Here is a 21746-nt window from a genome sequence, read left to right as displayed (position 1 = left end):
CCCGATGAGCAATGACGAATCGGGGGACTTACTGGATCTGCGCGCCGGACTCCTTGACCACCTTGCTCCAGCGGCTGATCTCGGCATCGATATGGCTGCGCAGTGCTGCCGGCGTGGAGCCCACCGGCTCGTAGCCGTTGGTCGCCAGCGTGGCCTTCAGGTCGGGCTGGCGCAGCACCGTGGCGATCTCGGTGCTGAGGCGGTCGATCACGGGCTGTGGCGTGCCGGCCGGCGCCAGCACGGCATACCAGCCGGTGATGTTGATGCCCGGCACGCCGGCTTCGGCCAGCGTCGGCACGTCGGGCGCGACCGCGGCGCGCTGGCTGCCGGTGACCGCCAGCGCGCGCAGCTTGCCGCTCTTCACATGCGGCAGCGTGGTCGAGATGCTGTCGAAAGTCAGCTGGACCTCGCCCGACAGCATCGCCGTCACCACCTGCGCGCTGCCCTTGTAAGGGACATGGGTCATCTTGATGCCCGCCACGGAATCGAACAGCTCGCCCGCCAGGTGGCCGGTATTGCCGTTGCCGGCCGAGGCGAAGGTCAGCTTGCCGGGCGCGGCCTTGGCCTGCGCGATCAGCTCCGCCACATTGGTGGCCTGCAGCGACGGGCTGCCCGCCAGGATCATCGGCAGGTTGGCTACCAGCGATACCGGGGCGAAATCCTTGCGCGTGTCATAGGGCAGCTTGGGGTACAGGCTGGCATTGATGGCATGCGCGGCCAGCACCATGATCAGCGTGTAGCCGTCTGGCTTGGCTCGTGCCAGTGCCTGGCTGGCAATGGTGCCGCCGGCACCGGGACGGTAATCGAGCACCACCGGCTGGCCGAGCCGCTCCTGCAGCTTTGCCGCGACCGGGCGCGCCAGCAGGTCGGCACTGCCGCCCGGGGGGTACGGGATCAGCAGCTGGATCGGGCGTGACGGCCACGTCTCGGCCTTCGCGCCAAACGGTACGGCGGCGACTGCGGCCGTGGCCAGCAAGCCGGCCAGCCATGCGCGACGGCCCCAGGCGGGGCGCAGGGTGGATGCCATGAACTTGTCTCCTCGTTATGCGGCCGCGCGGTGCGGCCGTGGTCCCCTGTTGTCGGATATAGGCTGGGACGCTGGTGTCACACAGACGGTAAAGGCGTAAGCGCGCTGGCGGAATTCTTAAATCGATAAGTCTGGCTTTTTGCAGGTGAAGCGGTACACCGGCGCCGGGCCGAATTGTTGTGCCCGTCGGCTCTGCCGAAGAGCTGGCCTTCTCAAAAATCCTTGCAAACGAGGAGATTTTAGCGTTGGGGCTGCGGTTGCAAGGTAAAATCTTTGCGATCGAGGAGATTTCTTGATTTTCTGGATTGGACGCACTAAAGTCTTTGCGATCAGGGAGATTTTTTGTGCAACTGTCACTCAACGACCCCAGCGATATCGGCGCCTTCGTGCGCGCCGCCCGCAAGGCCCAGGGCCTGCGGCAGGACGATGCCGCCGGCGCCATCGGCGTCAGCGAAAACTTCATGGTCCGCGTCGAGAACGGCGCGGAGGGCATCCAGTGGGGCAAGCTGTTTCAGGTACTGGAAGGGCTGGGCCTGCGCGTGACGGTCGATGTGCCGGACGCAGCGGCGCCGCTGGTCGACGCCGAGCGGGACAAGCTCAGGCAGCGCCAGGCGCGCAGCAACAAGCGCCGCGCGGCAGCACGCGGGACCGGCCAGCATGGCTGAGCGCGTACTGGTCGCCAGCATCAACGGCACGCCGGTCGGTGAGCTGCGCGATGCCAACGATGTCTGGTCGTTCCGCTATGACCCGGCCTGGCTCGGCAGCCCGCACGCCTTCGCGCTGAGCCCCACCTTGCCGCTGCAGGCCACACCGCTGGCCGATGGCAGCACGCTGCGCCCGGTGCAGTGGTACTTCGACAACCTGCTGCCCGAGGATGGCCAGCGCGCACTGCTGGCGCGCGACGCCAGCATCCGCAACGAGGCCGACGCCTTTGCGCTGCTGGCGCACTATGGCGCGGAGTCGGCGGGCTCGCTGACGCTGCTGCCGCCGGGGCGCACGCCCGCCGCCGTGCCGAACCTGCGGCCCCTGACCGACGCGGCGCTCGATGCGCGCATCCACAGCCTGCCCAGCGTTCCGCTGACGCATGGCGCGGTCAAGCGCATGTCGCTGGCGGGCGCCCAGCACAAGCTGGCGGTGGTGCTGCGCGACGGCGCGTTGTTCGAGCCCGGCGCGGATACCCCGTCGACGCATATCCTGAAGCCGACGCACCAGATGCAGGAGTTCTATCCGCATTCGGTCGCCAACGAATGGTTCGTGATGTCGCTGGCGGCCCGGCTGAAGCTGGACGTGCCGCCGGTGCACCGGCGCTATGTGCCGGCGCCGGTCTACCTGATCGACCGCTTCGACCGGCGCCTGGCGCCCACGGGGCAGTGGGAGCGGCTGCATGCGATCGACGCGTGCCAGCTGCTGAACCTGCCGCGCACCTTCAAGTACGACCAGGGCAGCGTCGAGCGGCTGACGGAACTGGCCGCGCTGTGCCGCGCGCCGGCGGTGGCGCGGGCGCGGTTGTTCGACTGGCTGGTGTTCAATATCCTGGTGGGCAACTCGGACGCGCACCTTAAGAACCTGAGCTTCCTGGTGTCCGCTGCGGGCATTGCGCTGGCGCCGTTCTACGACCTGCTGAGCGAGGCGGCCTACGCCACCCGCACCTATGGCAAGACCGGCTGGCCCGAGGTGCACCGGTTTGCGTGGCCGGTCCTGGGTGTCGAGTTCTATGGCGATTTTTCGCGCGCGCTGGTGCTGGAGGCGGGGCGCGCGCTGGGGCTGACGACGGTGACCGCCGAGCGGCGGCTGGATGCGATGCTGCGCGGCATCGGGCCAGCGGCGCAAGCACTCTACGAGCAGGCGGAGCAGCGGAATGCCGCCATGGCGCACGAGCGCCCGACGCTGACCAGCGGGTTTGCCGGCGAACTGGCGTGCCTGCGCGTGATCCGCTTCACCATCATTGCCGACATGGTGCGGGTGCTGTCGCCCGGTTGATCCGCAGGTCTAATTGGTCGGATGCGGCGGACTGAAAAGGTATGGCACCAGCGCCGCGGCGATCAGCAGAGCGGCCGACACGAAGATCGCCGAATAGGTGGACGCCACCGGCCACTCGCGCACATGGCCCGCATTGGCGATCAGCCCGAACGCCCACGATGTCAGCGCCGACCCGAGGAACACGAAGGTATTGAGCAGCCCCAGCCCGCGCCCGCGGCGCGACGGCGGGATCAGGCCGCGGCCCTGCGCCATCACCAGCGGATGCAGCATGCCGATGGTCGACAGCAGCGCCATCATCGCCACGCCGTAACCGATGCCGGTGGCGGGCCACAGCGCCAGCAGGATCGCGCCCGACATGGCAAAGCACGACCAGCCAACGATGGTGGACTTGAGCGTGCTGCGGCGGACCAGCACCGGCAACAGGAAGGCGGTCATGAAGCCGGCCAGGCTCAGCAACGTCAGCGCCACGCCGCGCGGCGCCGAGCCCAGGCCGAAGACGTCGGCGAGATAGGGCCCGCTCCAGGCGTTGCGGAAGGCGGTGCCGGCGGCCATCGCCACGCACAGGGGGATCAGCGTCCACAGCGGCGCCAGCCGCAAGAGCTGCACGCTCTCTGACAGCATCGCCGGCCACGATGCGCTGCGCGCCTCCGCATGGCCCTGGTCGCGCACGAAGCGCCAGACGCCATAGCAGGCCGCCACCATCCCAAGCGCCGACACCGCCATCGACGGGCGCCAGCCGATCAGCGAGATCGCCCAGCCCAGCGGTGCGGTGGCGCACAACGCGCCGATCATGCCCATGGCGTTGGAGCGGCTGACCACGCGGGTGTAATCGCGCTCGGACAACTGCTCGGAGGCGAAGTGTAGCAGCCCCATGAACACCGGCGCGCAGGCCAGCCCCAGGCCGACCTGGGCCAGCGTGGCGGCGGTACCGTTGGGCGCCAGCACGAATACGATCGACGACAGCGCGCCCACGGCCAGCAGCAGCGCGGTGGGCCGGCCCACGCCGTAGCGGTCGAAGGCGATGCCCACCGGGATCTGCGCCACGGCGAAGGCCAGGAAGAACGAAGACGACAGCGCGCCGAACCCCGCCGGCGACAGGCCGAAGTCATGCTGCAGTTCGGGCGCCATGACCGCCAGGCAGGAGCGGAAGAACTGGCTGAGCGCGAAGGCGAAGGTCAGCATGGCGATGCCGCGCACGGCATGCGTGGCCGCGGCCCGGGCGGGCAGGGCGTCGGGTGAACCGGGGAGAGGGGTGTTGCTGGCGGTCACGGCTTCAGGGTTTGCCACGGCACTGGGTGCGGAGGCGAAGACGCTGTTGTTGTCGGAGGAGAACGCCCGGCGGGGCAGTCACGGGCCGACGACGGTATCTGCAGCGAGTGTAGAGCTTGCGTGAGATTAATGGCCGTGGGGTGGCCGGTGTTCGCCCACATTGCGCGTGGGATGAACAGGTCCACTGACGCTTGAGATCCTGATGTGTGCTCCCCTCTCCCGCTCGCGGGAGAGGGGAGCACACAGTCGGTTCGCTATGCCGATTACCCCGGCAATGCGTCGTACGTCAGCAAGAACACCTGCTCATCGCCCGCGCTGACCGGCAGCCAGATGATCTCCAGTTCAGGGAAGGCGGCTTCCACATTGGCATGCTCATTCCCAATCTCCACCACCAGCACACCACCCGGATTCAGGTGCGCCTTGGCTCCGGCGATGATCCGCCGCACCACATCCATCCCATCGTCACCCCCAGCCAGCGCGATGCGCGGCTCGGCCAGGTACTCGGGCGGCAGCGCCTGCATCGACGCTTCGTTGACATACGGCGGGTTGGTCAGGATCACATCGTAGGTCGCGCCATGCGGCAGCGGCGCGTACAGGTCGCCCTGGTACAGCCGGATGCGGTCGTCCATCTTGTAGTCGGCCACGTTGCGCCGCGCCACCGCGAGTGCATCGGGCGAGATGTCGACGGCGTCGATGCTGGCGTTGGGCCACACATGCACGGCGACGATCGGCAGGCAGCCCGAGCCGGTGCACAGCTCCAGCACGGGGCCGATCTGCTCGGTCTCGCCCACCCACGGCTCCAGCCCGTCCTGCAGCAGTTCGCCGATAAAGCTGCGCGGCACGATCACGCGCGAGTCCACGTAGAAGCGCAGGCCGTGCATAAAGGCTTCGTGCGTGATGTAGGCGGCCGGCACGCGCTCGCTGACGCGGCGGTCAATGACCTTCAGCACGGCATCAACTTCTTCCGGCAGCAGGCGCGCGTCCAGGAACGGATCGAGCGTGTCGAGCGGCAGGTTCAGCGTATGCAGCACCAGGTAGGCGGCTTCGTCATAGGCATTGGCGCTGCCGTGGCCGAAGGACAGGCGCGCGGCGGTAAAGCGCGAGACTGCGAGACGCAGCAGGTCGCGCACGGTGCGCAGGGGGGAGGGCGTTGCCATGTAGGGTGTCTTTCGGCGAAAAAATCAGGCGACCAGGCGTTCCAGCACGCCGCGGTAGACGTTCTTCAGTGGCTCGATAAAGCGCACTTCGACGTGCTCGTCGATCTTGTGGATGCTGGCGTTGGGCGGGCCGAACTCGATCACCTGCGGGCAGATCCTGGCGATAAAGCGGCCGTCGGAGGTGCCGCCGGTGGTCGACAGCTCGGTCTGGAAGCCGGTCTCGGCCTGGATGGCGGACGCCAGCGCCTCGGACAACTCGCCACGCGGGGTCAGGAAGGGCTCGCCGCCCAGGGTCCAGTCCAGCGTGTATTCGAGGCTGTGGCGGTCCAGGATCGCATGCACGCGCGCCTTCAGGCCTTCCGGCGTGCTGGCGGTCGAGAAGCGGAAATTGAAGTCGATGGTGACGTGGCCCGGGATCACGTTGGTGGCGCCAGTGCCGCCGTGGATGTTCGACATCTGCCAGCTGGTGGGCGGAAAGTATTCGTTGCCCTGGTCCCATAGCTCGGCGGCCAGCTCTGCCAGCGCCGGGGCGGCTTCATGGATCGGGTTGCGGCCCAGGTGCGGGTACGCGATATGGCACTGAATGCCCTTGACCGTGAGCTTGCCCGACAGCGAGCCGCGACGGCCGTTCTTGACCATGTCGCCGAGCGCGTTGACCGAGGTCGGCTCGCCGATCACGCAGTAGTCCAGGCGCTCGCCGCGTGCGGTCAGCGCTTCCACCACCTTGATGGTGCCGTCGTGCGCCGGGCCTTCCTCGTCGCTGGTGATCAGGAAGCCGATCGAACCGGCATGCGCGGGATGCGCCTTGACGAATTCCTCCACCGCCACCACGAAGCCGGCGATCGAGGTCTTCATGTCGGCGGCGCCCCGGCCATACAGCTTGCCGTCACGGTGGGTCGGCTCGAACGGATCCGAGTGCCATTGCTCCAGCGGGCCGGTCGGCACCACGTCGGTATGGCCGGCGAACACCAGCAGCTTGCCGTCCTTGCCCTGCGTGCCGCGCTTCACCGCCCACAGGTTGGTCACGCGGAAATCGTCAGGGCCGCTGACGAGGGCTTCGCAGTCGAAGCCGAGCGCCTTCAGGCGGGTTTCCAGGATGGCCTGGCAGCCTTCGTCGGCGGGTGTGACGGAGCGGCGGCGGATCAGGTCTTCGGTCAGGGCAAGGGTGGCAGTCATGGGACAGCGGAAATCGGGAAATCAGAACTGGCTGGCGTACTGGTCGTCGGAGAAGCCGACCATCACCTTGCCATCGTGGGCCAGCACCGGGCGCTTGATCAGCGACGGGCTTTGCTGCATCAGCGCGATCGCGCCGGCTTCCTGCTCGGCGCGGGCCTTGTCGGCGTCCGACAGCGCGCGCCAGGTGGTGCCCTTGCGGTTGAGCAGCGTGGCCAGCGGCACGTGCTTGAGCCAGCCGCGCAGCATGGCTTCATCCACCCCTTGCTTCTTGAAGTCGTGGAAGCTGTAGGCCACGCCGTTGGCATCCAGCCAGGTGCGGGCTTTCTTGACGGTATCGCAGTTGGGAATGCCGTAGAGCAGGACGGTCATGGCTAGTCTTGATGGAATGCAGGTGTGTTGCCTCGCGGCAGGATCAGCGGAACAGCAGGTTCAGTGCAATCACCAGGCCGCCCAACCCAAGCGCCACGCCGCCCATGGCCACCGCGGTCATCAGGCGCAGGCGGCGGTCCAGCCGCGCGGCTTCCTTGCGCAGTGCCTCGATGGTGATGGCGTGCTGCTCGGCCAGCAGCTTGACGGCTTCGGCCTGCTGCACGGCGGCCGCTTCCAGCTCGGCAATGCGGGCGGCGGGATCGCGCGTGTCGGCCACCGCGCCTTCGGGCGTGCCGTCCTTGCGCTTGCTTTTCTTGAGCTTCTCGATGGTCTTGTTAGCCTGCTCGAGAATGGTGGGCAACAGGGAGAGCACGGTACTGACGGTGGTGGGATCCAGGGCCATGAGTCGCTTGCGGAGGGAAGGCATGTTCAGCCTGGCCAGGCGGGGTGACGACGGGAAATGCAGTCCCGGGGCACGGCCCCGGGACGGGTGGCGCAGCCCGCAGGGCTTGCGCCTTGCGTGCGATCAGTCGCCGCGCAGCAGGTCGTTCAGGCTGGTCTTGGCGCGGGTCTGCGCGTCGACCTTCTTCACGATCACGGCGCAGTACAGGCTGTACTTGCCATCCTTGGACGGCAGGTTGCCCGCCACCACCACCGAACCGGCCGGCACGCGGCCATAGTGGATCTCGCCGGTTTCGCGGTCGTAGATCTTGGTCGACTGGCCCAGGTACACGCCCATCGAGATCACCGAGTTCTCTTCCACGATCACGCCTTCGACCACTTCCGAGCGCGCACCGATAAAGCAGTTGTCTTCGATGATGACCGGGTTGGCCTGCAGCGGCTCCAGCACGCCGCCGATGCCCACGCCACCCGACAGGTGGACGTTCTTGCCGATCTGCGCGCACGAACCGACGGTGGCCCAGGTGTCGACCATGGTGCCTTCATCGACGTAGGCGCCGATGTTGACGTACGACGGCATCAGCACGGCGTTCTTGGCGATGAACGAACCGCGGCGGGCCACGGCGGGCGGCACCACGCGGAAGCCAGCCTTGGCGAAGTCGTCGGCGCTCCAGTTGGCGAACTTGGTCGGCACCTTGTCGTAGAACTGGGCAAAGCCGCCGGCGCTCATCGGTGCGTTGTCTTCCAGGCGGAACGACAGCAGCACGGCCTTCTTGACCCACTGGTTGACGATCCAGTCCTTGCCTTGCTTCTCGGCCACGCGCAGCGTGCCGGCATCCAGCTGGCTGATTACGTTGGCGACAGCCTCGCGGATATCGTTGGGGGCGGACTTGGGCGACAGGCTGGTGCGGTCTTCCCAGGCCTGGTCGATCAGGGCTTGCAGTGCTTGCGTCATGTTCGTATTTTCAGTGGTTGATTGGATGGCGGGAGAAGGCGAAATACCCTCCCGGGAAAGTGCGGGTCAGCCCAGCGATTTGCAGAATTCCACGATCCGGCGCGCGCCTTCCAGGCATTCCCCGGGCGTGGCCACCAGCGCCATGCGCACGCGGTTGGCGCCGGGGTTGATGCCGTCGGCCTCGCGCGCCAGGTAGCTGCCGGGCAGCACGGTCACGTTCTGCTCGGCCAGCAGCCGCGCGGCGAACTCGGTATCGCTCAGGCCCGTGCGCGAGACATCGGCCCACAGGTAGAAGCCGGCGTCGGGCAGCGCCACGTCCAGCACTTCGGCCAGCATCGGCGTCACTTCGCTGAACTTGCGTACGTAGGCGGCGCGATTCTCGCGCACATGGCTTTCATCGTTCCACGCGGCGATGCTGGCGCTCTGCACCGCCGGGTTCATCGCACCGCCATGGTAGGTACGGTATAGCAGGAATTTCTTCAGCAGCGCGGCGTCGCCGGCGACAAAGCCCGAGCGCAGGCCCGGCACGTTGGAACGCTTGGACAGGCTGGAGAACATCACCAGCCGTTCGAAGCCGCGGCCCAGCTTGTGGGCGGCTTCCAGGGCACCCAGCGGCGCGCGGCCTTCGTCGAAATAGATCTCGGAGTAGCACTCGTCCGAGGCGATCACGAAGCCGTAGCGGTCGGACAGCGCAAACAGCTGCTTCCAGTCTTCCAGCGACAGCACCGCGCCGGTCGGGTTGCCCGGGGTGCACACGAACAGCAGCTGCACTTCTTGCCAGACTTCGTCGCCGATGCGGTCGAAGGCCGGGGCAAAGTTGCGCGCGGGGTCGCTGTTGGCGAACACGGGCGTGGCGCCAGCCAGCAGCGCGCCGCCTTCGTAGATCTGGTAGAACGGGTTCGGGCACATCACCAGCGCGCCGGGCCTGGTGCCGTCGACCACGGTCTGCGCAAATGCAAACAGCGCTTCGCGCGAGCCGGTCACCGGGAGCACTTCGGTCGCGGGGCTGACCTTGGGCAGGCCGTAGCGGCGTTCCAGCCAGCTGGCGATGCACTGTCGCAGTGCGTCGGAACCGGCCGTTGTGGGATAATTCGCCAGCCCCGCCAGTGACTCGGCCAGCGCTTGCTTGATGAATTCGGGCGTCGGATGCTTGGGTTCGCCGATGCCAAAGCTGATGGCCGGCTTGTCGGCAGGCTTCACCTGCGCGAAGAGCACCCGCAGTTTCTCGAACGGGTAGGGCTGGAGCAGGTCGAGGCGCGGATTCACGTTGTAAGGTCGGGGCCGGTTAAAACGACGCATTATAGAGGAACGGCGCGGGATTCCGTGCGCCGGACCGGCCCGCGCGGCCGGCGGGGGCACGGATGGCGGGCATCACGCCATGGTGATGCCGCCGTTGCCGTCCGGGGCGAGCCTGTGCAGGAACGGCAGGCGTCCCGGCTAGCCTCCACAGATTCCCTCATGAGCACAAATACTGTTGCGGCGCAGCATGCGTCGTCCGACCGCCATGCGGTCAAGGCTTCTCTTTCTATCCTGCTGGGCGCCTCGGTCTGGGGCATCGCCTGGTTCCCGTACCGCGTGCTGGCGGGCTGGGGCCTGGGTGGCATGCACGCCGCGGCGCTGGTGAGTTCGGTGGCGGCGATCGTGTCGCTGCTGGCGTTCCGCCGGCAACTGGCCGGCCTGCGCCCGCACTGGCTGTTCGTCGCGATCGGACTGGCCGCGGGCGTGACCAATGCCGGCTTCGTCTGGGGCAGCGTCAATGGCCATGTGATGCGGGTGCTGCTGCTGTTCTACCTGACGCCGGTCTGGACCGCGCTGTTCGCCCGGCTGTTCCTGGGCGAGCGGCTGTCGGCGGCGGGGCTGGCGCTGGTGGCGCTGGCCTTGTTTGGCGCGGGGCTGATGCTGTGGACGCGCCGGAGGTCGGCGTGCCGCTGCCGGGTACCGCTGCGGAGTGGTCCGGGCTGGTCGGCGGCATGGGCTTTGCTGTCAACAACGTGCTGTCGCGCCGCGCGGGCCAGCGCTTTCCTGACATGGATGCCCGCGTGCGCACGGTGGTGGTCTACCTCGGCTGCACGGTGGTGGGTGTGCCCGCCGCGCTGCTGCTGGACGGCCCGTCGGTCACGATCGCCGCGGGCGCGCAGGTCAGCACCGTCATGCTGGTGCTGGGCCTCGCGGCGGTGCTGGTGGTCAGCAACTCGGTGGTGCAGTACGGGCTGCAGCGGCTGCCGGCCAACCGCGTGTCGCTGCTGATGCTGTTCGAGATCGTGATCGCGGCGGTATCGGCGTGGTGGCTGGCGACCGAGGTGCTGAGCTGGAAGGAAGCGGCCGGCGGGCTGTGCATCGTGGCGGCGGGGGCCTTGTCGGGGCTGGTGCACCGGAGCCGGCCGGCGCAAGCTTCGGCAGTGCCTGAAGCCGAACTGGCCGCCTAGGCCGAAGTTTGGCTCGGAGACCAAGCTAACCTGTTGAAGCGCCAAGAGATTTTCAAGCGGCAGGGGTTGGCTACTGGGAACAGCCGGGGTCGATGCCGAGCAGCGCAAAGGCTTTGCGCTGCAACGGCGTGGGACGGGTCGTGATGACGATCTTGGTCTGTGGGTTGACCGAGGTCGAGGTGATGTTATAGGTCAACGTGGCGAGGTCCTGCAGCAGCGTCTGCAGGCTATGCACGGGCAGGTCGTCGTCGGTCCGGTGGCGCGCGGCTTTGGCGTCGGCCCCCTCCGAGCGCGGCGTCGGCATGACCGGATTGGCACGTTGATCACGCAGCGTTGCCAGGTCCTCATCGTCATGGAGCAGCGGCTTGAGCGCTTGGCGCAGATGCCACTCGACGTAGTAGGCCAGCGTGCATAGAAACACGTGCGCGCGCACGCGCGACTCGCTGAAGTGATAGATCGGACGTACCTGCAGATCGACCGTCTTCATCGAGCGGAAGGCGCGCTCGACCTGCGCCAGGCTCTTGTAGGCCAGGACCGTCTGGGTGTCGGATAGCCGTTCACTCGGCACATTGGTCCGCAGTACGTAGAGTCCATCGAGAGCGGTCTCGGCATCGATCTGCTCTTGCTTGCGGGTGAACGTAAAGCTCGTCTCGGTGATGTCCAGCTCAAAGTGCTTGGCCATCCGATAGCGCTCGATCACGCGACCCACGCGCAAGCCAATCTTGTCTTGGCCGCGCAGGCGATTGCGGGTGCGCTCGGTGGCCTGCGCGATCGCGGCCAGTTCCACTTCGGTGGCCGCCAGCAGCTCGGCGCGCTTTCTGGCGCGCTCCTCGGCCAACGCGGGGTTGCGGCAGACCAGCAGCCGCTCACCCGGATAGCGCGCGCTGTCCAATGCGATCAGGCCGCGCTCGTCAAACAGCGAGGGCTGCCAAGGGCCGCGCTCCTCGATCAACTCGGCGATCTGCGGCGAGCGCAGCGCGGTGATCCAGCCCATGCCGGCCGGGCGCAGCACCTGCTCGATTCGCGCAGAGGTAATCATGCCGCGATCGCCCACCCACACCACCTGAGACAGGCCAAAGCGCTCCTTGAGCTTGCTGATCTGCGCCGCCAGCGTGGCCGGATCGGCGGTGTTGCCGGCAAACACCTCGACCGCCACCGGACAGCCATCGGCGGCGCACAGCAAGCCAAACACGATCTGCGGGTCATCGCGTTTGCCGTCGCGCGAGTAGCCGTAGCGGGCAAGCGCGCAGTGCCGGCCGGTGACCCACGTCGAGGTGAGGTCATAGAGCACCAGCACGCCGTCGCTCAGATGCTGGCGGGCGAGGCTGCGTTCGATGCGCGGCTGCGCTTCGCCGAGCCAGTCCAGCGCGGCGTAGAGCCGCTCGACCTCGAACGCGCCAAGTCCCAGCACCTGCGACAGCGAATGGGTTGCACACTGCGGCTGCAACATGCGCCAGGTGGCGAGCTTGGAGCCCGGCGCCAACACGCGCGCCACCACCAAGGCCAGCACCAGTGAGCGCACCGGAGCGGGCGCCGAGTCAAGCAGCTTGGCCAGGCCGCAGCGCCGGGCGATGCCCAGCACGGCTGCCACATGGCCATGCGGCAGCGACCGCTCGATGCTCATCAGCGCCTGGGGTGACTCAACGGCGATGCCGCCCTTGAGCAAGATGCGGAAGTGTTCGATGAGTTGCGGATCCCAGTGCGACAGATTGGCGAGGGTGCGTTTGACGACCTTGCCGCCCTCACGATAGCCCTCACGCAGGAGGATCGCGGGTGGGGAATTTCGATTGGGGACCGTCTCGATATACATGGGCTAAAGCATAGTCAATGAACCCTGAAAATCAAGATAAATATCGTCAAAAATTGATGCTTTACATGGGAACAATTACGGCACAAAAAATAGCGCAAAGGCGCGCCATCTCTTGCTTAGCTGCGTTTCGGGCCCTCAAACTTCGGCCTAGGGCTTCCCGCGCACGGCGTTCGAGTCACTTGCGCACGCGTGCTTTCAGATAGGCGGCGGTCAGCAACGGCACGTCGAACGGCGGCAGGAACTGCCCGCGCACCGTGGCATCCGGCCCGACCAGGATCAGCGAGCCGGGATAGGCCGCGTTGGGGGCGGGTGGCACGCCCGGTCTGGCGCCGAGATCATCGATCATTCGCGCCAGCGTCTCCGGGCTGCCGGTGGCACCCATGAAGCGGGCGTCGTACGGCGCAAGGTAGCGCCGTAGTGCGTCCGGGGTATCGCGCTGCGGGTCCAGCGAGACGAACAGCACCTGCGTGGTGGCAAGCTTCTGCGTGGTGCTGATGCGCTGGTACAGCCCCGTCAGGGCCGTCAGCGCCGCGCCGCATGGCGCTCCGCAATGGGTGTCGCCCAACAGCACGAGGGTCCAGCGGCCTTGCAGCTGCGCCTGGGTGAAGGCGCGGCCATTCTGATCGGTGAGGCTGAAATCGCTCACCGGCCAGCCGCGCGACGACAGGTCGGTGTGCTGGGTCTCGTTGTGCGTGGCCGGCGCAAGGCCCGGCAGCGAGACGGCGAAGAGGCAGGCGGCCAGCCTGGCCAACCATCGGCTCATGGTGAAACTCCCTGGCCTGATCGCAGTGCAGCAGGATGGCCCGGTGCCGTGGCGCCTGCGCTCTCGGCGGTTTCTGCATTCGCATCGGCAGTTGCGCTGGCGCGCCACGAGCGCATCGCCACGAGCACACTGGAACCAGCCATCAGCACCGCAGCAAGCACTGGTTGCAGCAGCCCGCTGGCGGCCAGCGCCAGCGCGATCGCGTTGTAGCCGAAGGCCCAGGCCAGATTGCTCCGGACCGTACGGCGCACCTGGCGGGCTTGCTGCAACAGCCACGGGAGGCTGGCCAGGCCCGAGTGCGGCAGCACGACGTCCGCGCTTTCGCGCGCCAGGTCGGAGGCATTGCCCACCGCGATGCCGACCGAGGCAGCCGCCAGCACCGGGCCGTCGTTGAGGCCATCGCCGACCATGGCGACCGGCCCTGTGCCGGCGGCCCAGTCGCGCAGGGCACGCACCTTGTCCTGCGGCAGCAGCCTGGCCTGCCACGCAGCAATATTCAACGCGCCGGCCATTGCCGCCACCGCGTGCGGATTGTCGCCGCTCAGCAGCAGCGTGCGCAGGCCCTGGCGCTGCATCTCGGCGATCACGTCGCCAACATGCGGCATCGGCAGCGTGCGCAGCGCGATCAGTCCGTGCGCCTGGCCCTCCCAGCCGACCAGTACCAGCGTGCATCCCAGTGGCGCCGTAGCGAGCAGGGCGGGTGGCACGTGCCACCCGAGCGTGCCGAGAAAGGCGGGCGATCCCAGCGAGCAATCCATGCCGTCGAATCGACCGGACAGGCCCTCGCCGGCATTGGCCTCGACTTCGTTGGAGGCTGAGGGGGACGCTGCAGCAGCGCGCGCCATGGCGGCAATCGAGCGAGCTACCGGATGGTCCGAAGCCTGCGCCAGTGCAGCCGCCACGCGCAAGACTTCAGCGTGGCTGGCGCCTTCGGTCTGCATGCCGACGGGGTGTGGCGTGTCCGCCGTCAGCGTGCCGGTCTTGTCGAAGGCAATGCCCTTGAGCCGTGCCAGCCTTTCCAGCACGTCGCCGCCGCGCACGAGAATGCCGCGTTGTGCCGCCAGTCCGATCGCCAATGCATGCGTGAGCGGTGCTGCCAGGCCCAGCGAGCACGGGCACGCCACCACCAGCACGGCCAGTCCGGCCAGCATCGCGGCATCCGCCGCCTGCGCCGGAGCGACTGCCCGGCTGCCCCAGAACCATGCGCTGGCCGCGGCCAGCGCCAGCACGCCGGGGATGAACACGGCAATGATGCGGTCGACGGAGTCGCCCGCCAGCGATTTGCGCGCCAGCGCTTCACGCACCTGCCGGCCGATCTGCTGCCACCGGGTCTGCGAGCCGGCCACCGTGGCACGGACCAGCAGCGGGCGGCTGCCGTTGATGCTGCCGGCGTGCACCAGCGCGCCCGGCGGCTTGAACTGCGGCTCGCTCTGCCCGGTCAGGACGGCTTCGTCGCACTCCGAGCGGCCATCCACGACGATGCCGTCGACTGGCACGCGTTCGCCGGGAAGTATCCGCACCAGTTCGCCCGGCCGGATGTCGACGACGGCGCGCCAGTTTTCAGTGCCGCCATCGACCACGCGCGCCTCTGCGCGCTCGGCCGCCAGCATCGGCGCGAGGCGGCGTGCGGTGCGCACGCGTACCCGGGCTTCCAGCAGGCGGCCCAGCGTAAACAACAGCAGCACCATTGCGGCGGTGTCGAAATAGACCAGGTCCGAGCCGCGCAGCACCTGCCAGCCCGAATAGCAGTAGGCGGCGAGCACGCCGATGCAGACCAGGGTGTCGGTGGACAGTCGTCCCTGCCGCGCGGCCTGCCACGCACCCTCGGCAAATGGCCGCCCGAGCAGCAGCACCAGCGGCGTCGCCAGCGCCCACAGCAACCAGTGAACCGGGCCACGCAGCCACGCTTCGTCGCCGGTAAACGCATCGGCGTAGAGCAGCCAGCTGAACAACATGACGTTCATCGCGAGAAACCCGCCGACGCCGAGCCGGATCAGCGCGGCGGCAGCCTGCGGTTCCTCGTGCTCGCCATGGTGCACCTGATAGGCCAGGCAGCAGCCATAGCAGCAGAACCAGTGCGTTGCGCCGTCGAGTTCGCGCTGCTGGCCCAGCCGTCCGACCGGCAACTGGCAGTGACTGCAGGCGTGCGTGGTTTCGGTGGACATAGGAGGCCTGGCTAATGCAGGTGGGCGCTCATCGGCACCACGCCGCGCGCGAGCGTGATCAGTCCGAGCAGGACGATGAACGCGCCGGCGGCGCGCACGCCCTGCATGCGCCAGCCCAGGCGTGCCGCTGGCGCATGCAGGAAGCTGGCCACGACGGGCTGCACCGGGATGCCGGCAGGCCGATGGCGCGCCCGCCACCAGAGCCCGAGGCCGCCCATCGCCAGCATGGTCGGCAAGGTGCCGAGCCCGAACGCGACCATGATCTGCAGGCCGCCCAGCGCGGTGCCGCTGGCGGCCGCCTGCGCGGCGAAGGCATAGACCAGGGGGCAGGGGAGGAAGCCGTTCAGCACGCCAAATGCCAGCGGCGCGCCAGGTCCGGGCTGGCGCAGCAAGGTGCGCAGCGATTGCGCCAGCCACTGCGCGCCCGCGCCGCCCAGCGCATGGCCGCCACGGCCGAGGAGCCCGGCCAGGTTCAGCCCGATCAGCAGCATCAGCAGCCCGGACAGGATGGCCAGTCCGCGCTGCACCATGCTGGCCGCGCTGCCTTCACCCGCATGGCCGACCAGCAGCATGCCGAGATAGCCAGCCAGCGTGCCGAGGAAGGCATAGCTGCCGATCCGGCCGAGGTTGTAGCTCAGGTGCCGCAGCAAGGAGGCAAGGCGTCCGCCGGGCGCGGGGCCCAGGCCACAGGCAAAGCCACCGCACATGCCGACGCAGTGCATGCTGCCGGCGGTGCCTGCCAGGAACACCAGCCACAGATCGCTCATCGCGCCTCCGCTATTTGCGCGCTGCCAGATAGGCCACCCAGGCAAAGAAGCCAACCGTCATGATGACGAAGATCCAGAAGGCGATCGATTCGGCAAGGGTCATGACGGGCTCCGCTTATAACAGTTGCAAGCCGAGCACGTTCAGCGCAAGTTCGCCGAACAGGAAGGCCAGGTTCAGCAGGGCCAGCGCCAGCAGCAGTCTCGGTACCATGGTGAGCTCCGGTCGGTGTAGCGGACTCTTGGGTTAGCGCGTCAGGTCCAGGCCCGGCCCGAGCCCGCCCCAGTAGGCGTAGCCGTAATACAGCGCCCACACGAACAGCACCAGGTAGACCACCAGCAGCCAGGCGTTGATGCGGCCATGGCGCGCCTTGATATGGCCGCCGCCGTAGTCTTCGGTCTGCTGGTGGTGGGGAGGCTCCTGCCCGGCGGGGGCGCTGTCGCGTTCGTCAGTCATGGCCGGATGCCTCCGCGTCTTCATCGTTGACTTCGGCCCGGTAGGCCTTGTACTTGATGGCCTCGACGTCTTCGAACAGGCCCGACAGCACGGCCCAGATAAACACGCAGACCGCGCCCAGGCTCATGAAGAAGGCCACCACGAATTGCAGAAAGGTGAGTTCAGCCATGATCGATCCCTCTCCGGCTAGCGCTCGTCAGCAAATGCGAAACCGTGCCGCCTGGCCCACGCCTCGCCGGCATAGGTGCTTGGCTGGCCGGGCTGGCCCGGCTGGTCGGCCCCCGGGGGACGATAGGCCTGGCGCGATTCGTCGGCGCGCAGGTCGGGGTCGTTCAGCGCGGCTTTCTGCTCGGGCGGAATCGGCAGCGGCTGGCCGGTCAGCGGATCGGTGTAGGCAGACAGGGACAGGACGAAGTAGGCCAGCGCCCAGCGGTCGTCCTCGGATACCGTGTCGCTGAACGACGGCATCGGCGTGCCGGACAGCCCCGTGCTCACGGTGCGGAAGATGTCCTTCACCGATGCCCCGGACTTGAACTGCCCGGTGGTCAGGTTGGCCGGCGGGATCGGGAAGCCGAAATCGTCCTCGAGTCCGGCCGCTTTTTCGCCGTCGCCCTTGCCGGTGCGCCCGTGGCATTCCCAGCATTTGGCGCTGTCCCAGGCCCGCTTGCCGCGCTGGATGAGCTCGGCCGAGGGCTTGGGCGGCACGCCGATAAAGATCGGCGCGAGCGGCGGTTCTTCAACGAAGTAGAAATAGGGCTTGTCGGGATTGCTGCGGTCGGCCGCCAGCACGTACTTGATGTACTGGATCACGGCCAGCCGGTCTTTTTCCGGCAGTTCGTGCCAGCTCGGCATCGCCGTGCCGCGCACGCCGCGGGTGATGGTGCGCAGCAGGTCGCCGTCGTCCGGCATGGAGCCCGACGGCGTGAGCCGGAACTTGAATACGCCCAGTGTGAAGTTGCGTGGGCGGTCCGTCTGCATGAACGCGGCGGCCGGCCCGTTGCCGTCGCCCTTGACCCCATGGCAGCCAAGGCAGCGACGTTCATACACGTTCTTGCCGTGCGCGATCCATTCTTCCGAACGCGGGATGCTCGTCTGCGAGGCCTCCATCTGCTGCGGTTCGAAGCGGTCGCGCCACTTGCCGCGGTTGGTGCCGAGCTTCTGCAGGTAGGCCACCAGCGCGCGCAGGTCTTCCGTGTCGGCGATCAGGATCACCGTCTCGCCTGCGAATTCCTTGTTGGGGGTCAGGATCACGGGGTACTTCCCGCGCTCCGGGACGTAGAGCAGGCCAGCCTGGTTGGGCGTCAGCGTGATGGTCTGGCTGCTGCCGAAATCGAACAGCTGCCGGGTCTCGGGCGTGTTCTCGATGGTGCGGCGGCCTTGCTGGTCGGTCACCAGCCTTGCGGTGCGCGGCTCGGAAAACAGCGCGGAGAAGCGCGGCATGATCGAGTCGGGCGACAACATGCGCGGATCCCAGAAATGTGCCAGGTGCCAGGCATCGCTGAACTTCAGGCCGACGCGCGAGAGATCCGGGCCGATGCGCCGCGTCGAGAACAGGTGCGGCAGGTCGAACGCGTATTCGCCGGCCTGGGCGACCGGGCCCCAGCGCCGGGTCTCGCCGGTGACCGGGCGCACGAACTGCGAGTGGCAGTACCAGCAGCCTTCGCGCGTATAGACTTCGCGGCCCCGCAGCTGCAGCGGCGTGTAGTCGGTGGCGCGCGCTTCCATCCACTTGAGTTCGCCCAGGTCGGTGCGCACCACCTGGGTGACCTTGTCGGTGCGCGACTGCGGCTCCAGCATCGGCAGCACGCCCTGCACGAAGGCGGCCAGCGAGATGCAGCCGAACCCGGCGATCAGCGCATAGAAACGCAGGCCATAGCGGCCATCGGGGCGGCGCGGGGTCATGTGGACGCTCCGCGTACGACGCCCGTGGCGCTCGGTGCCGTGGCGGGCTCGGCCGACATCACGGTGCGCATCAGGTTGTAGACCAGCAGCGACATGCCGATGTCCATCGAGATGCCGGCTGTCGTGCGCACCAGCCAGTAGGGCCGGATCGCCACCAGCGAGTCCACCCATTCCACGCCCGCCATCAGCATGTAGCCCTGCTGCAGGCCGGCCATGGTCAGGTCCAGTCCCATCAGGGTGATGCCAAAGGTGATCAGCCAGAACGACCAGTTGCCGAGCCGCGGCGACCACAGCGGCCGCGCCACCAGCCTGGGTATCACATAGACCGTGCCGCCGATGGCCCACACCACGAAGGTGCCGAACACCGTCAGGTGCGAGTGCGAGATGACGAAATCGCTGAAATGCGTTGGCTGCTGGATCGCGCGCAGGGCCTCGGTCGAGCCCTGGAAGCACCCCGCCAGGTACATCAGCGAACCCATGATCAGGAATTTAGCGGTCAGGTTCTGGGTGAAGGTGTGCCAGCGGCCCATCATGGTGCCGAAGAAATTCTGCAATACCGTCCAGACCGGCACGATCAGCAGCATCGAGGTGATGATCGCCAGCGTCTCGGCCCAGTCGGCGATGGGGCTGTACAGATAGTGGTGGATGCCGACGAAGGGATAGAAGAGCGCCAGCGACCAGAACCCCACCAGCGACAGCTTGTGGCTGTAGACCGGGTTCTGCACGCTCGCCGGCAGGAAGTAGTAGATCAGCACGTAGCCGGCAGGCGTGATCCACAGCCCCACGATGTAGTGGATGAACAGGCCGTGGAAGGCGGCGCTGTTGATGCCGGTGATGGTGTAGGGCAGGATAAAGCTGCCCAGCACCAGGTTCATCACGGTCCAGACAAAGGCGCCGATCAGGTACCACACCGCCACATAGAGCTGCGGCTCGCGCCGGTGCGCGATGGTCATCAGGAACTGCACGGTGGTGACCGTCACCACGAAGAAGATGATGGCGTCGATCGGCAGCGGGAATTCGCCGGCTTCCAGGCCCTGGTTGTAGCCGAGCATCAGCGACGCCATGCCTGCAACCAGGCCCAGGTTCCACACCCATACCAGCCAGTGTCCCCACCGGCCTTTCCAGACCGGCACGCCGCACAGGCGTGGCAGCAGGTAGTAGCACAGGCCGATGAACAGCGTGGAGAAGGCGCCGAAGATCACGCCGTTGACATGCATCGGCCGCAAGCGGCCGAAGGTCAGGTATTGCGAGGTCCCCAGGTAGTCGGGGAAGTTGAACAGGCTGGAGATGGTCACGCCGATGCTGGGCGTGAACATCAGCCAGAACAATCCCCAGTAGAGCCACTTGAGAATAAGCCCGCGGTCGATCAGCGAATCCAGGTCGGGAAATGCTTCGGATGGGTCCGATGTCGCGCGGGCGGCGGCCATATTCTTGTGCTCCCTTTGTTCCCGTCAGCCGGCCAGCGGCTCAGTGCCTGCCAGGGTCGAGCTTGCTGTTGCGGTTCGAGTAGTAGATGTAGGCCTCGAGCGCTTTCATGGCCGGCCCGTTGGGATCGATCTTCTCCCCCTCGTTGGGCTTCTCGATGCACCAGTTGATCATGTCGCGCAGCGTGGCGAACTCGTTCATCTGCTCCTGGAACTTGGGAAACTCATGCGGGTGGTTGTCGGACGCATACGGGTGGCACATGGCGCAGGCCACTCCGGTGTTCGAGAGTTTGACGTTCAGCTGCTTCTGCGCACCGGGGTCGCCGTGGAACAGCAGGTCGCCAACCTTCACCTGTTCCATGAAAACGTCTTCAAACGCTTTCAACTGTTCCGCCGTGTGGGGTTCCTTGTGTGCCATCGGCCGGTCGCTGTCGTAGCCGAGCAGCAGCAACGCGGCCACGCCCGCTGTCAGGGCCCGGGCATGCCATTTGTCTTTTTTCATCATGTCTCCTCACGCATTGCTGCGCCGGATCTGGGGTGCTGGCCGGTCTAGATCCGGTCGGCGATGCGCGGGCTGAGGACCTGGTTGCGGTTGTCATCAGTGCCGGAATCCGCCGGCTGATCGGCGAAGACCGTCTTGCGCCACATCTTGTACTCGTTCTCCACCCGTCCCTGCGGGGTCATGGTCAGGATGCTCCAGCCCACGCCGTCGAAGTGATCGCCCGGATCGGCACGAATCATCGGCTTGGTCAGCAGTGGCACGCCTTCCGGCGCGTAGGGCCATGGCCACGACGTGGCCAGCATGCCGATCGAGCGTACCTTGCCGATCTCGTTGTAGAGCACCTGGTGCGTATGGCCGTGGACATTGGTGACGTTGGCGTAGGGCTTGAGGATTTCGTGCGCCTCGCGCCAGTCGCGGATCCAGAAGTTCCACGGCGGGTAGTACTCGTAAAGGGGCGTATGCGTGAACAGGATGACGGGGCTGCTCTTCGGCCAGCTGGACAGCGTGGAATTGAGCCAGCGCAACTGCTTTTCGCCGATCACCGACCATGCGCCGCCCAGCGTGCCGTCGAGCGTGGCCATATGGCCCATGCGCTCTTTCGGCGTCATCTTGCGTGCGGTCCAGAAGTCCGGCGCGCCGGTGACCGTGTTCAGGCCGATCACGCGCACGCCTTTGTGGTCGAAGGTCCAGGGCGTGTTGCCGAAGGTCTTGTTCCAGGTCGAGCCCATGTCGAGGTACCAGTCGTGCTCGCCCGGGATGAAGACCTTGCGGATCTTCACTTCCTTCAGCAGTTCGGCGCCGAGCTGCAGTTCGACGGGGTCGCCCAGCTGCGCCAGGTCGCCGCCGAAGATCATGAAGTCGGCCGGCGGGTTCATCGCCTGCACTTCCTTGAAGGCGCGCACCGTCTTTTCCACGAAGCGGGAGTTGAGCTCCCTGGGGTAGAGGTGCGTGTCGGAGACCCAGGCGAAGCGGAAGCTCTGGCCGGTCTGCCCGTAGGCCACGTCAAGCGTGTTCAGCAGCGGGAAGAACCCGCATGCGGCGGCACCTGCCACGCCTTTGAGCAGCGCCTGGTGCAGGAAAGTGCGGCGCGTCCATACTGCTGCGCCTTCCGGGCGATCGCCCGGACCGGTCAGGGTCCGGTGCAACTCGCGTCGTTCGCGTTCAAATGAGTTCATCTGGCGGTCCTCCGCCCCCGGGGGGT

Annotated in this window: 20 protein-coding genes and 1 pseudogene; 3 read left to right on the top strand and 18 right to left on the bottom strand. The window is 67.1% G+C overall.

All coding sequences use genetic code 11. The annotated features are described in order from the left end of the window. Nucleotides 1-28 precede the first annotated feature (28 nt). On the bottom strand, nt 29-1027 hold the full coding sequence (locus AC10V3_RS11425) for a tripartite tricarboxylate transporter substrate binding protein (protein WP_022535368.1): 999 nt from the start codon (nt 1025-1027) through the stop codon (nt 29-31). 344 nt (nt 1028-1371) lie between these two features. On the opposite strand from AC10V3_RS11425, the gene AC10V3_RS11420 reads away from it, so the two are divergent. Continuing rightward, nucleotides 1372-1692, top strand: coding sequence for a helix-turn-helix domain-containing protein (locus AC10V3_RS11420; protein ID WP_022535367.1), 321 nt, complete (start codon nt 1372-1374; stop codon nt 1690-1692). Further along, nucleotides 1685-3007, top strand: coding sequence for a HipA domain-containing protein (locus tag AC10V3_RS11415; protein WP_022535366.1), 1323 nt, complete (start codon nt 1685-1687; stop codon nt 3005-3007). The genes AC10V3_RS11420 and AC10V3_RS11415 overlap by 8 nt, the downstream gene beginning before the upstream one ends. A gap of 9 nt (nt 3008-3016) precedes the next feature. Here AC10V3_RS11415 and AC10V3_RS11410 read toward each other — a convergent pair whose 3' ends face one another. From AC10V3_RS11410 to dapC, 7 genes are all read right to left on the bottom strand, one after another. Then, nucleotides 3017-4276, bottom strand: coding sequence for an MFS transporter (locus AC10V3_RS11410; protein ID WP_022535365.1), 1260 nt, complete (start codon nt 4274-4276; stop codon nt 3017-3019). Nucleotides 4277-4539: 263 nt separating this feature from the next. Continuing rightward, entirely contained in the window at nt 4540-5433 is an 894-nt protein-coding gene (gene prmB, locus AC10V3_RS11405) for a 50S ribosomal protein L3 N(5)-glutamine methyltransferase (RefSeq protein ID WP_022535363.1), read from the bottom strand. Between the two features lie 24 nt (nt 5434-5457). Continuing rightward, nucleotides 5458-6609 carry a succinyl-diaminopimelate desuccinylase gene (gene dapE / locus AC10V3_RS11400; protein ID WP_022535362.1) on the bottom strand — a complete coding sequence of 384 codons (1152 nt, stop codon included), beginning with the start codon at nt 6607-6609 and terminating at the stop codon, nt 5458-5460. Between the two features lie 21 nt (nt 6610-6630). Further along, nucleotides 6631-6978 carry an ArsC family reductase gene (locus AC10V3_RS11395; RefSeq protein ID WP_022535361.1) on the bottom strand — a complete coding sequence of 116 codons (348 nt, stop codon included), beginning with the start codon at nt 6976-6978 and terminating at the stop codon, nt 6631-6633. 43 nt (nt 6979-7021) lie between these two features. Further along, nucleotides 7022-7405, bottom strand: a complete 384-nt coding sequence (locus AC10V3_RS11390; RefSeq protein ID WP_022535360.1) for a hypothetical protein — start codon at nt 7403-7405, stop codon at nt 7022-7024. A 99-nt stretch (nt 7406-7504) separates the two neighbouring features. After that, nucleotides 7505-8332, bottom strand: a complete 828-nt coding sequence (gene dapD, locus AC10V3_RS11385) for a 2,3,4,5-tetrahydropyridine-2,6-dicarboxylate N-succinyltransferase (protein ID WP_022535359.1) — start codon at nt 8330-8332, stop codon at nt 7505-7507. Nucleotides 8333-8398: 66 nt separating this feature from the next. Beyond that, nucleotides 8399-9598, bottom strand: coding sequence for a succinyldiaminopimelate transaminase (dapC, locus tag AC10V3_RS11380; protein ID WP_022535358.1), 1200 nt, complete (start codon nt 9596-9598; stop codon nt 8399-8401). Between the two features lie 192 nt (nt 9599-9790). Here dapC and AC10V3_RS11375 point away from each other — a divergent pair. Continuing rightward, a pseudogene (locus tag AC10V3_RS11375) lies at nt 9791-10758 on the top strand (DMT family transporter). A gap of 70 nt (nt 10759-10828) precedes the next feature. On the opposite strand, the gene AC10V3_RS11370 reads toward AC10V3_RS11375, so the two are convergent. The 10 genes from AC10V3_RS11370 to AC10V3_RS11325 form a co-directional block, all read right to left on the bottom strand. After that, complete coding sequence (locus tag AC10V3_RS11370; RefSeq protein WP_490922228.1) at nt 10829-12568, bottom strand: IS1634 family transposase; 1740 nt, start codon at nt 12566-12568, stop codon at nt 10829-10831. 175 nt (nt 12569-12743) lie between these two features. Next, nucleotides 12744-13331 carry an SCO family protein gene (locus tag AC10V3_RS11365; protein ID WP_022535356.1) on the bottom strand — a complete coding sequence of 196 codons (588 nt, stop codon included), beginning with the start codon at nt 13329-13331 and terminating at the stop codon, nt 12744-12746. Next, nucleotides 13328-15496 (bottom strand): heavy metal translocating P-type ATPase, encoded by a 2169-nt coding sequence (locus tag AC10V3_RS11360; RefSeq protein ID WP_022535355.1) that lies wholly within the window; start codon nt 15494-15496, stop codon nt 13328-13330. Before AC10V3_RS11360 ends, AC10V3_RS11365 begins: the two co-directional genes overlap by 4 nt. An 11-nt stretch (nt 15497-15507) precedes the next feature. Then, nucleotides 15508-16263 carry a sulfite exporter TauE/SafE family protein gene (locus AC10V3_RS11355; protein WP_022535354.1) on the bottom strand — a complete coding sequence of 252 codons (756 nt, stop codon included), beginning with the start codon at nt 16261-16263 and terminating at the stop codon, nt 15508-15510. Between the two features lie 244 nt (nt 16264-16507). Further along, nucleotides 16508-16717: a hypothetical protein gene (locus AC10V3_RS11350; RefSeq protein WP_022535351.1), complete on the bottom strand. Its 210-nt coding sequence runs from the start codon at nt 16715-16717 to the stop codon at nt 16508-16510. Continuing rightward, entirely contained in the window at nt 16710-16886 is a 177-nt protein-coding gene (ccoS, locus tag AC10V3_RS11345) for a cbb3-type cytochrome oxidase assembly protein CcoS (protein WP_022535350.1), read from the bottom strand. The genes AC10V3_RS11350 and ccoS overlap by 8 nt, the downstream gene beginning before the upstream one ends. Nucleotides 16887-16903: 17 nt before the next feature. Continuing rightward, nucleotides 16904-18619 carry a cbb3-type cytochrome c oxidase subunit II gene (locus AC10V3_RS11340; protein WP_022535349.1) on the bottom strand — a complete coding sequence of 572 codons (1716 nt, stop codon included), beginning with the start codon at nt 18617-18619 and terminating at the stop codon, nt 16904-16906. After that, nucleotides 18616-20046, bottom strand: a complete 1431-nt coding sequence (locus tag AC10V3_RS11335; protein WP_022535348.1) for a cbb3-type cytochrome c oxidase subunit I — start codon at nt 20044-20046, stop codon at nt 18616-18618. Before AC10V3_RS11335 ends, AC10V3_RS11340 begins: the two co-directional genes overlap by 4 nt. A gap of 40 nt (nt 20047-20086) precedes the next feature. Beyond that, on the bottom strand, nt 20087-20548 hold the full coding sequence (locus AC10V3_RS11330; RefSeq protein WP_490922225.1) for a hypothetical protein: 462 nt from the start codon (nt 20546-20548) through the stop codon (nt 20087-20089). Between the two features lie 44 nt (nt 20549-20592). Next, entirely contained in the window at nt 20593-21720 is a 1128-nt protein-coding gene (locus tag AC10V3_RS11325; protein WP_022535346.1) for a metallophosphoesterase family protein, read from the bottom strand. Nucleotides 21721-21746 lie beyond the last annotated feature (26 nt).

The sequence above is a fragment of the Cupriavidus sp. PB-02 genome, assembly GCF_058252315.1.
This window is presented reverse-complemented; position numbering and strand designations above follow the sequence as displayed.